General features: G+C 68.3%; 14 protein-coding genes. 8 read left to right on the top strand and 6 right to left on the bottom strand.

The genetic code is table 11. The annotated features are described in order from the left end of the window. The first annotated feature begins 3 nt into the window (after positions 1 to 3). Entirely contained in the window at positions 4 to 1,863 is a 1,860-nt protein-coding gene (locus ACQY39_RS01790; protein ID WP_428503188.1) for a S8 family serine peptidase, read from the top strand. 173 nt (positions 1,864 to 2,036) lie between these two features. After that, a complete protein-coding gene (locus tag ACQY39_RS01785; RefSeq protein WP_428503187.1) occupies positions 2,037 to 3,191 on the top strand; it encodes an acyltransferase family protein in 1,155 nt (384 codons plus the stop codon). An 8-nt stretch (positions 3,192 to 3,199) separates the two neighbouring features. On the opposite strand, the gene ACQY39_RS01780 is transcribed toward ACQY39_RS01785, so the two are convergent. The 3 genes from ACQY39_RS01780 to ACQY39_RS01770 form a co-directional block, all read right to left on the bottom strand. Continuing rightward, positions 3,200 to 3,748 (bottom strand): lipocalin family protein, encoded by a 549-nt coding sequence (locus ACQY39_RS01780; RefSeq protein WP_428503186.1) that lies wholly within the window; start codon positions 3,746 to 3,748, stop codon positions 3,200 to 3,202. A gap of 61 nt (positions 3,749 to 3,809) precedes the next feature. Beyond that, the gene (locus tag ACQY39_RS01775; RefSeq protein WP_263517926.1) at positions 3,810 to 4,004 is read right to left on the bottom strand and encodes a YgaP family membrane protein; all 195 of its coding nucleotides are present in this window, start codon (positions 4,002 to 4,004) and stop codon (positions 3,810 to 3,812) included. A 93-nt stretch (positions 4,005 to 4,097) separates the two neighbouring features. After that, entirely contained in the window at positions 4,098 to 4,802 is a 705-nt protein-coding gene (locus tag ACQY39_RS01770) for a helix-turn-helix transcriptional regulator (protein ID WP_428503185.1), read from the bottom strand. 145 nt (positions 4,803 to 4,947) lie between these two features. Between ACQY39_RS01770 and ACQY39_RS01765 the strand changes: the two genes are divergently transcribed. The 6 genes from ACQY39_RS01765 to ACQY39_RS01740 all read left to right on the top strand — a co-directional run bounded on the left by ACQY39_RS01765 (position 4,948) and on the right by ACQY39_RS01740 (position 11,491). Next, positions 4,948 to 5,604, top strand: a complete 657-nt coding sequence (locus ACQY39_RS01765; RefSeq protein ID WP_428503184.1) for a GNAT family N-acetyltransferase — start codon at positions 4,948 to 4,950, stop codon at positions 5,602 to 5,604. Between the two features lie 114 nt (positions 5,605 to 5,718). Further along, positions 5,719 to 6,297 carry a PEP-CTERM sorting domain-containing protein gene (locus ACQY39_RS01760; protein WP_428503183.1) on the top strand — a complete coding sequence of 193 codons (579 nt, stop codon included), beginning with the start codon at positions 5,719 to 5,721 and terminating at the stop codon, positions 6,295 to 6,297. Between the two features lie 73 nt (positions 6,298 to 6,370). Beyond that, positions 6,371 to 8,587: a phosphocholine-specific phospholipase C gene (locus ACQY39_RS01755; protein WP_428503182.1), complete on the top strand. Its 2,217-nt coding sequence runs from the start codon at positions 6,371 to 6,373 to the stop codon at positions 8,585 to 8,587. Between the two features lie 214 nt (positions 8,588 to 8,801). Then, positions 8,802 to 9,485: a PEP-CTERM sorting domain-containing protein gene (locus tag ACQY39_RS01750; protein WP_428503181.1), complete on the top strand. Its 684-nt coding sequence runs from the start codon at positions 8,802 to 8,804 to the stop codon at positions 9,483 to 9,485. A gap of 100 nt (positions 9,486 to 9,585) precedes the next feature. Next, the gene (locus ACQY39_RS01745) at positions 9,586 to 10,467 is read left to right on the top strand and encodes an urease accessory protein UreD (protein WP_428503180.1); all 882 of its coding nucleotides are present in this window, start codon (positions 9,586 to 9,588) and stop codon (positions 10,465 to 10,467) included. A 115-nt stretch (positions 10,468 to 10,582) separates the two neighbouring features. Continuing rightward, positions 10,583 to 11,491, top strand: a complete 909-nt coding sequence (locus ACQY39_RS01740; protein ID WP_428503179.1) for a hypothetical protein — start codon at positions 10,583 to 10,585, stop codon at positions 11,489 to 11,491. An 18-nt stretch (positions 11,492 to 11,509) separates the two neighbouring features. Here the strand turns inward: ACQY39_RS01740 and urtE are convergent, their stop codons facing one another. From urtE to urtC, 3 genes are read right to left on the bottom strand one after another with little or no spacing between them, the layout of a single operon-like run. Further along, positions 11,510 to 12,223: an urea ABC transporter ATP-binding subunit UrtE gene (gene urtE, locus ACQY39_RS01735; RefSeq protein WP_102769178.1), complete on the bottom strand. Its 714-nt coding sequence runs from the start codon at positions 12,221 to 12,223 to the stop codon at positions 11,510 to 11,512. Between the two features lie 46 nt (positions 12,224 to 12,269). Further along, positions 12,270 to 13,127: an urea ABC transporter ATP-binding protein UrtD gene (gene urtD / locus ACQY39_RS01730; RefSeq protein ID WP_102769179.1), complete on the bottom strand. Its 858-nt coding sequence runs from the start codon at positions 13,125 to 13,127 to the stop codon at positions 12,270 to 12,272. Next, on the bottom strand, positions 13,124 to 14,233 hold the full coding sequence (urtC, locus tag ACQY39_RS01725; protein WP_428503178.1) for an urea ABC transporter permease subunit UrtC: 1,110 nt from the start codon (positions 14,231 to 14,233) through the stop codon (positions 13,124 to 13,126). Before urtC ends, urtD begins: the two co-directional genes overlap by 4 nt. Between the last annotated feature and the right edge of the window lie 6 nt (positions 14,234 to 14,239).

Raw genomic sequence — 14,239 nt, 5'->3', positions numbered from 1 at the left:
GACATGAACGCCAAGACCTTGATTTCGCTGGCCGCCGCAGCCGCCCTGAGCCCGCTGACCATGAACAGCCATGCCGCCGCCGCTGCCGCGCCTGAGGCAGCCACTGCCGCAACTTCCGCCCGCCAGCCCATCACCCGCGCCGACCAGCTGCCGCGCCGCACCGTCACCCTGGCCAAGCTGCCCAGCGAATACCTGAGCGCACCGCTGAGCGAGCTGAGCGCCCTGGGCGCGCAGCTGGAGACCGAGGTCAAGGCCGATCTGGCCCGCTATGACATCCAGGACGCCGCCACCCTGCGCGCTTACTACTCGGCCCTGGCCACGCTGGCCCAGCTGCGAGGCGATTGGGCGGCCGTGCCGGCCTGGACGGCCAAATCGCGCGCCTTGCAGGAAAAGATCGGCGGCCAGCTGAGCGCCGGCCTGCTGACCGACCTGCTCTCGCAGCAGCGCCTGGAAAAGCGTGACGCCGCCTGGCTGCGCGCCGAGGTGGAAAAGCGTTATGGCGCCTTGCCCTGGGCCGATGTGCAGGAGAGCATCAAGTCCGGCAAGGGCGGGGCCGAGACCTACAACCCCGAGCTGGTGCTGGGCGCCTTCCGCAGCCAGATCGACGCCATGGCCACCAACGGCAAGATGGTGGTGCCGGAGAGCATCGCCCTGGCCATCATCAGCAGCCGCTTGCAGGCCGAGCTGTTCGCGCCCAACAAGGCCGCCATCGTCGCGGGCCTGCAGGCGGTGATCGATGCCAACACCAAGACTCAAGCGCGTGCCGACCTCTGGACGCCGCGCACCTTTGCCATCCCGGCCGAGGCGAAAGCCACGCCGGTGGTGGTGGCGGTCTGGGATTCGGGCGTGGACCTGAACCTCTTCAAGCCGGCCACGCCGCGTGGCCTGGCTTTCGATGTCGAGAGCCTGCCCAGCCCCCATCTGCTGCGCCCGCTGGGTGAGGCCGAAGCGCGCTGGCCGCAGCTGCGCGGCATGCTCAAGGGCGCTATGGATCAGCGCGCAGCGCTGGACACGCCGGATTCGCGCCAGTTCCGCGCCGCCATGTCCAGCCTCAAGGCTGATCAGGTCAAGGCCTTCAGCGAGGACGTGAGCCTGGCCAGCGTCTACGTGCACGGCACCCATGTCGCCGGCATCGCCGTCGAAGGCAACCCTTTTGCCCGCGTGTTCGCCGCCACCCAGCTCTGGAGCGCCAAGCTGGAACCCAAGCTGCCCACCGAAGCGCAAGCCCGCGCCACGGCCGAGGCTTATGGCCAGATGGTCGAGAGCTTCAAGAAGGCCGGCGTGCGCGTGGTCAATATGAGCTGGCGTTATGGCCCCAGCGCCTACGAGGGCGCGCTGGCCTTCCACAACGCCGGCGGCACGCCCGAGGCGCGCAAGGCGGAGGCGAACCGCCTGTTCAAGATCGAGCGCGACGCCCTGCGCGCGGCCATTGCCGGCGCGCCGGACATCGTGTTCGTCGCCGGTTCGGGCAATGAAGACAACAGCGCCGACTTCCAGGAATACATTCCGGCTGGCTTTGAGCTGCCCAATCTGATCACCGCCGGCGCGGTGGACACGGCCGGCCAGGAGACCAGCTTCTCGACCTTCGGCAAGACCGTGGTCGTGCATGCCAACGGCTTTGAGGTCGACAGCTACGTGCCTGGTGGCGCGCGCATGAAGCTCAGCGGCACCAGCATGGCCAGCCCCCAGGTGGCCAATCTGGCGGCCAAGCTGATCGCGCTCAAGCCGGCACTCAAGGCCGCGGAGGTCAAGGCCCTGATCCTGCAAGGCGCTGAGCGCATGAACGGGGCCGATGGCAAGCCGGGCCGCGTCAATTTGATCCATCCGCGCAAGAGCGCCGAGCTGGCCGGACTCAAGCTCTGAGCGCAGGCGGGGGCGGCGGGGCCGCAGGCCCTAGAATTGCGGGTTTTTCCTAGCTCCCGCAGCCCTGCTGGAGCGCACCCGCAGCCGCGATCGCCTTGACGAGAAGATCGCCCAGAAGAGTAAAGAGAGAAGTCGCACGCCCGCTGTCTGTCGACACGGGCGTTTGTTCGTTCATGAGCGCATTGAATTCGTCCGCCGACCCGTCGGCCGCGAGCCTGCCGGCCCTCCGGCCTGCCGCATCGTCCCGTCTCCTGCACCTCGATGGCTTCAAGGCCGTGGCGGCCCAGCTGATCGTGCTGCACCACCTGTCGGCCTACGGGCCGGTGGCCGAGGCCGTGGAAGAGCTCTTGCCGACGCTGATGGCCTGGGCCTACCAGTACGGACGCATGGCGGTGCAGGTGTTCCTGGTGCTGGGCGGTTTCCTTTCGGCGCGCGCGCTGTCTTCGCGCGGCCAGTTGCTGGAAGGCAGCTTGGCCGGGTTGATCGCCCGCCGCTACCAGCGTCTGGCCCTGCCCTTCATGGCCGCGGTGCTGCTGACCCTGGCCTGCTCGGCCCTGGTGGCGCGCTGGCTGCCTGAGTTGGTGCCGGCGCAAGTGGGGTGGGGCCAGCTGCTGGCCCATGCCGGCCTGCTGCAGGGCGTGCTGGGTTTTGAAGCCCTGACCGTGGGTGCCTGGTATGTGGCCATCGATCTGCAGCTGTTTGCGCTGTTGGCCGGCCTGCTCGCCTTCAGCCGCGGCCTGGCTCTGCCGCGCAGCTGGCGGCGCTGGATCGGGCCGGCCCTGGTCGCGCTGCTGACGGCGGCCTCCTTGCTGGTTTTCAATCGCGATGCGGCGCTGGACAACTGGGGCGTCTACTTCTTCGGTGCGTATGGGCTCGGCGCCCTGGTGCACTGGCTGGGCCTGCTGCCGCAGCGCCGCCTCGGCTTGATGCTGCTGGCCGCGCTGGGCCTGGCCGCCTTGCTGCTGGACTTCCGCGAGCGCATCGCTCTGGCCCTGGCCACCGCCTTGCTGCTGGCCTGGTTGCAGCGCCGCCACGAAGCCGGCGTGCCCGCGCTGACGCCGGCGCGCTTGCAGCCGCTGTTGGCCCATCTGGGCACGCATTCTTATGCGCTGTTTCTGGTGCACTTTCCGATCTTGCTGCTGATCAACGCCCTGTTCGAGCGCCATGAGCTCGGCGACGGCTGGCCAGGTCTGATGGCCATGCTGGCCGCCTGGGGCCTGAGCAATCTGGCCGCCGTGTCCTTTTATCGCTGGATCGAAGCGCCGGCCGGGCGCCTGCGCCTGGGGGCGCTGCTGATGCGCCTGTGGCCGCGCACTTTGCGCGCCTGAAAGCTTCTTCAGTCCAGCGGCTGCGTCTGCGGCGTGCGCTGGAAGGCCTTGCGGTCGTAGCCCAGGCTTTCGGCCTTGTCGAGCAAGGCCTGCAGCTTGGCTTCATCCATGTGCGGCGTGCGTGACAGGATCCAACCGAACTTGCGGCTGGGCTCGCCGACCAGCACCTGCTGGTAGTCCGGGTCCAGGTCCAGCACCCAGTAGTTGCCGTAAAACGGCCAGAAGAAGGTGACGCGCAGCTTGGCATTGCCGCTGCCCTCGACCGTCTTGGCGTGTCCTGCGGTGCGCTCCACCTCGCCCGAGGCTTTGCGGCAACGGTTCACCACTTCCACCCGCTCGCCATCGAGGCGGTAGCGCGCTTGCGTGTCGGCGACGCATTGCTTTTGAAAGCGGTTGGGCAGCAGGGCGATTTCGTACCAGGCTCCGGCGTAGCGGGCCAGGTCGACCTGGGCCACGGTCACCAAAGGCGTGGCCGAATCGGCCGCACGAGCGGGCAGGGAGATGGCCGAGGCGCAGGCCGCCAGCAGGGCGATGGTCAACTTGGAAAGCAGGGTCATGGTCGGGAGCTCAGGCAGCAAAGACGCGCCAGCCTAGCCCTTCGGCCATGGGCCCGGGGCTTCAGAGGTCTTTGCGTGCGCAGGTGTTCATGCCGATCAAGGGGTAGGCCGGGCAAAAACGGAACACGCCGGTGAGCACCGGCACCACCCCGATCCAACCCCAGAGGCCGACGGTGCCGGTGGCGGCCAGGGCGATGAGGATGAGGCCTCCGCCAATGCGCAGGCTGCGGTCCAGAGTTCCAACATTGGCTTGCATGGTGATGTGCTCCTGGGTGGGCAGAGGCAGACGATTCCGGCCCTGCAGAGCTTTCAGTCTGTGCCTGAAACCCGGCACCCTCATTGATCCAGCTCAAGCGGGGCCGTTCGCCTCGGCATCGCGTTGCTCAAAAGCGCGCCGCATATCGGCCAGGGTCTTGCCCGGTTCGTCGCGAAAGCGTTCGTCCAGCACGCTCAGGGCCTGGATGCGGTCGACGCGGAAATTGCGGAAGTCCTCGCGCACCTCGCACCAGCCGGCCAGGGTCCAGCTGGGCCCCCAGAAGTAGCAGGCCAGGGGGCGCACGGTGCGCTGGCTGGCGCTGCCGGCCAGGTCCAGGTAATCGAGGCGCAGTTTGCGGCGGTCTTCGGTCGCTTCGCGCAGGCGCGCCAGGCGTTCGCGCATGGCATCGTCCAAACCCGTCAGCGGTGCGAACAGGGCCAGGCTCTCTGCCGCCGCACGGGCCGGCGCCGGCAGCACGGCCAAGATCTTGGACATGGCTTCTTCCGCCTGCCGGCCCAGCACGCTGTCGAGTTGGCCCTGGGCCAAGCGCAGGGCGGCCACCAGGGCTTGGGCCTCGTCCTTGCTGAACATCAGCGGCGGCAGGTCGAAGCCGGCACGCATGCGGTAGCCCACGCCGGCCTCGCCCTCGATGGGCACGCCTTGCTGCTGCAGGGCGGCGATGTCGCGGTAGACGGTGCGTGCCGAGACCTCGAGACGCTGGCTCAGGAATTCGGCCGTGGACAGGCGGCGCCCACGGATCAACTGGACGATCTGGAAGAGGCGGTCGGCGCGGCGCATGGCGGGCATTGTCGGTTAGCGAGCAGGCGGGACCGCCGCACTTGGCATGGCGCTTGCGTACAAACCCTGCAATCCGCCCAAATCTCCGCTTTTGGCCTGTCCGCTGCTCGCTCGCGGTGCAGGTCACCCCAAAAAGGCTCTTGCCATGCCCCGTCTCGCCAACGCCCGTTCCGCCCTGCCAGTTCTTGGTGCCATGCCCTTGCGCATGGCTTTTGTCGCCGCAAACTCGGAGGCCCGCCCCATGAACTTCCACAGTCTTGGTTCGTCCCAGATTTGGGTGGCGCGTGCCGGCGACCCGCCGCCGCGCGCCGCCATCCGGAGCCCAGTGGCCGGCTTGCAGGGCTTGAGTCTGCAGCGCGAGCGCGTCGATCAGCCGCAGCTGCGGGCGCTGCTCGAACAGTTCGAGGCCGAGCGCCACCAGCTCTGCCCTGCCAGCCGTGCGGCCTGCGCCCCGGAGCTGGAGGTCTTGCGCGGCCCGCAGACGCGTCTGCTGGTGCTGCGCGATGCCCAGGAGCGCGTGCTCGCCTGCGGCGGCCTGCTGCTGCATGACGAGTACGCCGAAGTGCTGACGCTGATGGTGCTGCCGGGCTGGCGCGGCCGCGGTGTCGGCGAAATGCTGCTGCAAGCCCTGCAGCGCGAGGCCTTGCGCGCGGGCCAGCCCTTGCTGCGCCTGCAGGTCGGCGTGCAGCAGCGTTCGGCCCAGCGCCTGTTCGAGCGCCTGGGTTTTGCCCGCTGCGGGCCTTTCGGCGCGCACCGCGCCGATCCTTTTGCGCTGTTCATGGAAAAGCTGGCCGGCGACTGAGCTCGGCTCTGGGCTCGCAAGCCCCCTGCCATTCGGCCCATGCCTTGTCATCAGGGTGGCAAATCCTCTTCATAAATTGCGCGGCATCCGCTGTCACTTTGTGAGGAATTACCCATGCCCCGCTCCTTGTCCCTGCGCCGCTTTGCGTTCGCGGCCGCCCTGTTGTCCAGCCTGTCTTTTGCCGGCGGCGCCCACGCCGGCGTGCTCCACTTTGACGACCTGGCCGATGGCCTGGTGCCGCTCAACTATGGTGGCCTGGATTGGTCCCGCTTTGGCTGGACGGCTTTCTCCACCGAAGCCGAGCCTTACACCGCCCACTCGGGCGCTGGCCGCGTCGCCAGCGGCTTCCTGGCCAGCGATGCCAGCAGCCTGATCGGTTTTGGCCAAGCGGTGCGCTTCGACGGCGCCTGGTTCGCCGGCCAGAGCGGCGCCGTGCTGAGCTTCGAGCTCTTCTACCAAGGCCAGCGCGTCGCCGGCTCGCAGAGCCTCGACCCTTCGGCCACGCCCAGCTTCCTGGCCAGCGGCTACGCCGGCCTGGTCGATGCCGTGCAAGTGAAGAGTCAGAACCACGGTGAGTTCGTCATGGACGACTTCAGCTTCACCGCCGCACCGGTGCCCGAGCCGCAGAGCTATGCGCTGCTGCTGGGCGGTTTGATCGGCATCGCCGCCGTCGTGCGCCGCCGCCAGGCCTGATCCAAGCCCGGCTCGCCCCGGCCCGGCTTCAGCGCCGGGCCGCCCCAGTTTTCTGTCTTTCAGGACCCCATCCATGACCACCCAAGACCGCCGCAGTTTCTTGCGCAGCGCCAGCGCCGCAGCCGCGCTGACCGCCTTCCCGCCCGCCATCCAACGCGCTCTGGCGATTCCTGCCCATGTGCGCAGCGGCACCATTCATGACGTCGAGCACATCGTCATCCTGACCCAGGAAAACCGCAGCTTCGACCACTACTTCGGCACGCTGAACGGCGTGCGGGGTTTTGCCGACCCCTTCCCGGTGCCCGTGGCCGACAAGACCGGCATCAACGGCAAGAGCGTCTGGATGCAGCCCAATGCCGTGACGGCCACGCCGGGCCGCCCGCCGGTCAACCCGCTGGCGCTGGCGCCCTTCCACCTGAACACGCAGCAGACCTTTGCGCACATGCGTGTCTCGGGCACGCCGCACTCCTGGCCTGATGCCCAGGCCGGCTGGGACCAGGGCCGCATGAACGCCTGGCCCAAGGCCAAGCAGAACCACTCGATGGGCTATTTCAAGCAGTCCGATCTGCCCTTCCAGTTCGCGATGGCCACGGCTTTCACGATCTGCGACCACTACCACTGCTCCAGCCAGACCGGCACCAACACCAACCGCCTGTTCCTCTGGACCGGTACGAACGACCCGCTGCGTCAGGGCAATGGCCCGTCCACCGACAACAGCCACGACTGGTTCAACGCCAACCCGCTGGACGACTACACCTGGACCACCTACCCCGAGCGCCTGCAGGACGCTGGCATCACATGGCAGGTCTACCAGAACATGGCGGACAACTTCACCGACAACGCGCTGGCCGGCTTCCGCCCCTTCCGCGACGCCTGGTACGGCCGCCCCGGTTACTCCCAGCAACTGAAGGACCGCGGCATCAGCACCCGTGACCTGGACAAGCTGCGCGAGGACGTGCTGGCCGACAAGCTGCCGCAGGTCAGCTGGATCGTGGCCACGGCCGAAGGCTCCGAGCACCCCGGCCCGTCCAGCCCGGCCCAGGGCGCCGACTACACCGCCAAGGTGCTGGACGCGCTGACCGCCAACCCGGCGGTCTGGAGCAAGACCGTGCTGTTCATCAACTTCGACGAGAACGACGGCTTCTTCGACCACATGCCGCCGCCGGCCGCGCCCAGCTACATCACCTGGGACGCCGACCCGGCCAAGGCCGATCTGGCCGGCGACTCCACCGTGGACACCACGGGCGAGTACCACCACATCCTCAACGGCACCGCCGCCACCCACCAGCACAAGCCCTACGGCTTCGGCCCGCGCGTGCCCATGTATGTGATCTCGCCCTGGAGCAAGGGCGGCTGGGTCAACTCCGAAGTGGCGGACCACACCTCGGTGATCCGCTTCATCGAAAAGCGTTTCGGCGTGATGGAGCCGAACATCAGCGCCTGGCGCCGTGCCGTGGCCGGCGACCTGAGCTCGGCCTTTAACTTCCGCGACCCGGAAGACAGCGCCTTCTTCGCCCAGTTGCCCAAGACCCTGGAGCTGGCCAACCGCGCCCGCGCGCTGCCGGGCACCACCACGCCGCCGACGCCGACCGTGCTGAACGTGCCGGTGCAGGCCGCCGGCCCACGCCCGGCCCGCGCGCTGCCCTATGAGTTGCACACCACGGCCGCCGTCAAGGTCAGCGCCGGTCGTGTCGGCGCCGCCCGCGTCGAGCTGCAGTTTGCGCACACCGGCAATGGCCTGGGCGACACCAGCGGCCCGGCCGCCGTGTTCCATGTCTACGACCGCCTGAACCTGGCCGCCTTGCCGCGCCGCTACACGGTGGAAGCCGGCAAGCAGCTGAGCGGCAGCTGGCAGCCGGCCGCCAACGGCGCTTATGACCTCTGGGTGCTCGGCCCGAACGGCTACCACCGCCATTTCACCGGCAACGCCCGCCGCGTGGCCGCCGCCGCCCAGCCCAACCCCGAGGTGCGGGTCACGCCGGACGCCGCCAACGGCGAACTGCGGATCGAGCTGAGCAACAGCGGCAGCTTCGCCTGCACCTTCATCGTCTCGGCCAACAAGTACTACAACGTGCCGGCCCAGCAGATCCACCTGGCCGCCAAGACCAGCAGCACCCTGCGCCTGCCGCTGCGCGAAAGCGCCTTCTGGTACGACTTCAGCGTGCGTGTGGCCGGCCAGGGCGACTACAGCCGCCGCTTCGCCGGCCATATGGAAACCGGCGAGGCCTCGATCAGCGACCCGGCGATGTCTGGCCCGGCCCTGCTGGACCAGTACCGCTTGGGCGCTTGAGGCGCGATGGCCTTGCGGTGAACAGGTGAGCAAGCCAATGAACAGGTGAACAAGTGAACACGTGAGCAATACGGGCCCGCACGGCCCACTCACGACTCACCCGCTCACCCGCTCACCCGCTCACCCGTTCACCCGTTCACCCGTTCACCCGTTCACCCGTTCACCCGTTCACCCGTTCACCAATTCACCAATTCACCAATTCACCCTCCCACCCATGAACAAGCTCATCACTCGCAGCGCCCTGGCGCTTTCCCTGTTCGCCGCCGGTTTCGGCGCTCACGCCGCCACCCTGGGCCAGAACCTGATCGTCAACGGCAATGCCGAAGCCGGCGCTGCTGGCTGGACCGCGTTCGCCGGCACCGACCTGTTCCAATCGGTCGCCTACGGCAACAACTGGGTGCTGCCCACCCAGCCGGGCCCGGTGGACCGCGGCCGCTTCCTGTTCGCCGGTCAAAGCTCGCCCGCCTCGGCCGGCTACCAGCTCTATGACGTGAGCAATCTGAGCGGCCTGATCGGCAGCGGCAACGCCAGCTTCAAGCTCGACGGCTACCTGGGCGGCTGGACCAACCAAGGCGATAACGCGCTGGTGTACGTGTCCTTCCTGGACGGCGCCTCCACCGAGATCGGCTCCGCCATCTTGGGCCCGGTCACTGCGGCTGACCGTGCCAACAAGACCGGCCTGCTGTACCGCGAGACCCAGGGTTTTGTGCCCGTGGGCACGGTGCAGATCAATCTGAGCCTGTCCATGGAGCGCCTGAACTCCACCGACAACGACGGCTATGCCGACAACCTGTCCTTCGTCATCAACACCGCCCCGGTGCCGGAACCCGAAACCTACGCTCTGATGGGCCTGGGTCTGGGCCTGCTGGCCGTGGTGCGTCGCCGCCAGCGCGGCTGATTGATGATTCCCGCCTGAGCGGGTCGGTACTGGCCCGCTTCTTGCGAGCGACACGGGGATGCAGCGCATCCCCGTTTTTCCATCTGATCCGGCCTTCTTCATGCCACAGCCCGAGCGGGGCGAGGGCGTGATCTGCCCGCCCGACGCGCCCGGTTGGCGCGCCCGGCTGGCGCTGGACTATCGGCTGGAGGGCGGCCGCTGTCTGCTGCGGCACCGCCACGAGGGGCCGCTGCGGGTGCTGAAAAGCCTCTACCCCGAGGGCGAGGCGATCTGCCACAACGTGCTGGTCCATCCGCCCAGCGGTCTGGTTGCGGGTGACCGCTTGGAGATTGAACTGAGCGTGGGCGAGGGCGCCCATGCCTTGCTGAGCACGCCGGGCGCCACCCGCTTCTACCGCAGCAGCACCGGCGCCCTGGCCACGCAAAGCCTGCACGCCCGCTTGGCCCCCGGCGCGCGCCTGGAATGGTTGCCGCTGGAGGCCCTGGCCTACCCGGGCTGCCGGGCGCTCAACGAGGCCCGCTTCGAGCTGGCGCCGGGCGCCGAGCTGATGGCCTGGGACCTGACCGCCCTGGGCCTGCCTCAGGCCGGCCAGCCCTTTGACACGGGGCAGTTCCAGCAGCATCTGGAGATTCCGGGCATCTGGCTGGAGCGCGGCCTGATCGACGGCGGCGATGCCTTGCTGATGGACGGCTCCCTGGGCCTGGCCGGGCGGCGCTGCCTGGCCAGCCTGGTGTTTGCTGGCGGCGAGGCGCTGTCCCGCGAGCGGCGTGAGCGCGCGCTTGAGGCCGTGCGTGCCTGCATCGAGGCCCACCCGCTGCGCGACACCGCGGGTGTGACGGCGGCGCAGGAGCGGCTGCTGGTGTTGCGCGTGCTGGCGCCCCTGGTGGAGCCAGCCTTCGAATTGCTGCGCCAGTGCCGCGCGGCCTGGCGGCGCGAGTTGTGGAATTTGGACGAGGCTTCGCCGCGGCTCTGGGCAATGTGAGAACCGCCCCGCCGGCCTCGGGTATGCTGGCCCCAGAAGTTGGCGAGAGCGGGCGCAGCGCGTGGACCAGAGCAAGAAGAGGCAGAACAAGGCCGGTAGGCATCGAGCAGGGGCTGTGGCCCGGGCGGCCGCCTGGGGCTTTGCGCTGGCGCTGCTGGGCTTGCCTGTGGCCAGGGCGCAGGCGCCGCTGTCCGCCACGGACTCCGGCCTGGCGGGGGACAAGGAAACCCTGCTCTGGGTCATGGTGCACTCGCCGCCCACGGCCATTCTGCAAGGCGCAGCCCAGGGCCAGGGCTTTGTCGACAAGGCTTTGCTGCTGTTCCAGGCCGGACTGCCCGAACTGCAGCACCAGGTGCTGGACGGCAACTACGCTCGCGCTGCGATGGAGTTGCGCAGCAAGCCCAATGTCTGCGTGGCGGCCTTTTTGCGTTTGCCCGAGCGCGAAGCCTTTGTGCATTTCAGCGAGCCCTATTTGACCGCCTTGCCCTACCAGCTGGTCACCTTGCAGCGCGAGCGGCCGGGCCGCTTGCGCTTGGTGCCCGATGCCCAGGGCCGGGTGGACCTGGTCGAGCTCTTGCAGGCAGTGCCGCCCGGCCACCTGCCGCAGGAGGGCTGGCGGGTCGGTGTGGCCGGTGGGCGTTCGCTGGGCTTGCGCTACGACCAGATGATCAAGGCCTTGCCGGTTGGTGCCCGCCTGAGCGTGCGCCACGGCAACCCCAGCGTCTCGGGCCTGCTGCGCATGCTGGTGGATGACAAGGTCGACGCCATCGTCGCCTTCCCGTCCGAGCTCAGCTTTGCCGCCCGGGAGCTGAATCTGCCAACCAGCGAGCTGCGCCTGCTGCCGCTGCGCGGCGCTGACGCGGCCACCACCTTGCATGTCGGCTGTTCGCGCTCGGCCTTGGGCGCACGCGCCATCGAAGGCATCAATGCGGTGATTCGCAAGCAGGGGCCACGCATCGAGAGCTTTTACCGCGAGTGGTTGCCCTCGCCTTCGCGCGCCAATGCGCCCGGGCCGCGGCCCTGAGTCTGAGCGCTTCGGCGCTCAGATTGAAACCAGCTGGCGCACGCCGCGGCTGACCATCTCTGAGCGGCTGCCGGCCGAGATGACGGCGCCGCGCTCCAGCACCAGATAGTCGTCGGCCAATTCCTCGGCGAAGTCGTAGTACTGCTCGCACAGCAGCACGGCCATGGGCTGGCCGCCATTGGCCGCCAGGCCGCGCTCGGCCAGGCGGCGGATGACGCGGCCTATGTCCTGGATGATGTTGGGCTGGATGCCTTCGGTCGGCTCATCCAGGATCAGCAGGCGCGGCCCGGCCGCCAGCGCGCGGGCGATGGCCAGCTGCTGCTGCTGGCCGCCCGAGAGATCGCCACCGCGCCGTTGCAGCATCTGCTGCAGCACCGGGAAGAGCTCGAACAGCTCGGGCGGGATGGGCGTGCCGGCCGGCCGTGTGGCCAGGCCCAAGGCCAGGTTCTCGGCCACGGTGAGGCGACCGAAGATCTCGCGACCTTGCGGCACATAGCCGATGCCGGCGCGGGCGCGCTCGAAGGGCTTGGCGCGCGTGATGTCCTGGCCTTGGAGCCGGACCTCGCCGCTTTTCACCGGCACCAGGCCCATCAAGGACTTGAGCAAGGTGGTCTTGCCGACGCCGTTGCGGCCCAGCAGCACGGTGATGCGGCCGGGCTGCACGCGCAGCGAGACATCGCGCAGGATGTGCGAGCCGCCGTAGTACTGCTGGAGGTTTTGGGCGATCAGCATGGCAGGCAGGGTGAGAAGGGGTTGATGGAACTGATTTGCATGCCGCTCAACGTCCGAGGTAGACCTCGATCACGCGCTCGTCGGCCTGCACCTGGGACAGTGGGCCCTGGGCCAGCACGCGGCCTTCGCAGAGCACGGTGACGGTGCCGCCCAGGCGGGCGATGAAGCCCATGTCGTGCTCGACCACGATCAGGCTGTGCCGGCCCTTCAGCTGCAGAAAAAGCTCGGCCGTGCGCTCGGTCTCCTGGTCGGTCATGCCGGCCACGGGCTCGTCGAGCAGCAGCAGCTTCGGCTCCTGGATCAGCAGCATGCCGATCTCCAGCCATTGCTTCTGGCCGTGGCTGAGCAGGCCGGCCGGGCGCTGCGCCTCGGCCTGCAGCTGGATCAGCTCCAGCACCTCGGCCAGGCGATCGCGCTGCGCGCCGCTGAGCCGGTGCCACAGCGCCGCCGCCACGCCGCGCGGGCCTTGCAGGGCGAGCTCCAGGTTCTCGAACACGCTCAGCGCCTCGAACACCGTGGGCTTCTGGAACTTGCGGCACAAGCCCATGGAGGCGATCTCGGCCTCGCTGTGGCGCAGCAGGTCGATGGTGCCGCCGAAGAAGACCTCGCCGCGGTCGGGCCGGGTCTTGCCGGTGATGATGTCCATCATCGTGGTCTTGCCCGCGCCATTGGGGCCGATGATGCAGCGCAGCTCGCCTGGCGCGATGTCCAGGGACAGACCGTTGATGGCCTTGAAGCCGTCGAAAGCGACGTGCACGTCTTCGAGGTAGAGGATGCGGCCGTGGGTCAGGTCCAGCTCGCCGGCGCGGTGCGGGCGGGCGTAGCCGGGGCTGCGGTCGCCACCATGTTTGCCTTGCTGTTCGGCCAGGCGTTCCTGGCCTTGTTCGAGCAGATCGGGGCTCATGCCTGGCCTGCCTTTCGAAGCGTGCTGAATCGGGTGCTCAAACGGGTGACCAGTCCGGCCAGACCCTGCGGCAGGAAGAGGGTGACGGCGATGAAGAGCGCGCCGAGGAAGTAGAGCCAGAACTCGGGCGCGCTGACCGTCAGCCAGCTCTTGGCGCCGTTGACGGCGAAGGCGCCGGCGATCGGCCCCAGCAGGCTGCCGCGCCCGCCGACCGCGGCCCAGACCGCGATCTCGATGGAGTTGGCCACGCTCATCTCGCTCGGGTTGATGATGCCGACCTGCGGCACGTAGAGTGCGCCGGCCAGGCCGCACATCATGGCCGAAAGGGTCCAGATGCAGAGCTTGTAGGGCAGGGGCGAGTAGCCGCAGAACATCAGCCGAGATTCGGCGTCACGCACGGCCTGCAGCACGCGGCCGAACTTGGAGCGGGTCAGCCAGCGCGCCAGCAGATAGCAGCCGACCAAGGCCAGGCCACTGAGCACGAACAAGACCATGCGGGTCTGCGCCGTGTGGATGGGCTGGCCGAGGATGCGCTTGAAATCGGTGAAGCCGTTGTTGCCGCCGAGACCCGTTTCGTTGCGGAAGAACAGCAGCATGGCCGCGTAGGTCAGGGCCTGGGTGATGATGGAGAAGTACACGCCCTTGATGCGCGAGCGGAAGGCGAAGTAGCCGAACACAAAGGCCAGGCCACCCGGCACCGCCAGCACCAGCACCAGGGTGGCGAGAAAGCTGTCGCTGAGCTGCCAATGCCAGGGCAGGGTCTTCCAGTCGAGGAAGACCATGAAGTCGGGCAGGGTGCTTTGGTACTGGCCTTCGCGGCCGATCTGGCGCATCAGATGCATGCCCATCACATAGCCGCCCAGCGCGAAGAACAGGCCGTGGCCCAGCGAGAGGATGCCGGCAAAACCCCAGATCAAATCCATGGCCAGGGCGCAGATGGCGTAGCACATGAACTTGCCCAGCAAGGCCACGCCGTAGTCGCTCAAGTGCAAGACCTGACCCTCGGGCACCCACAGGTTCAGCACCGGCGCCAGCACGCAGATCAGCAGCAGTGCGCAGACCACAAGCAGCCAGGCGCGGGGGCTGAGGAAGGATTGGGGCTTCATGGTCTT

The sequence above is a fragment of the Roseateles sp. genome (assembly GCF_965262435.1).
Lineage (GTDB): Bacteria > Pseudomonadota > Gammaproteobacteria > Burkholderiales > Burkholderiaceae_C > Paucibacter_A.
The sequence above is the reverse complement of the archived record's forward strand: the minus strand, read 5'-3'. Positions and strand labels throughout refer to the sequence as shown.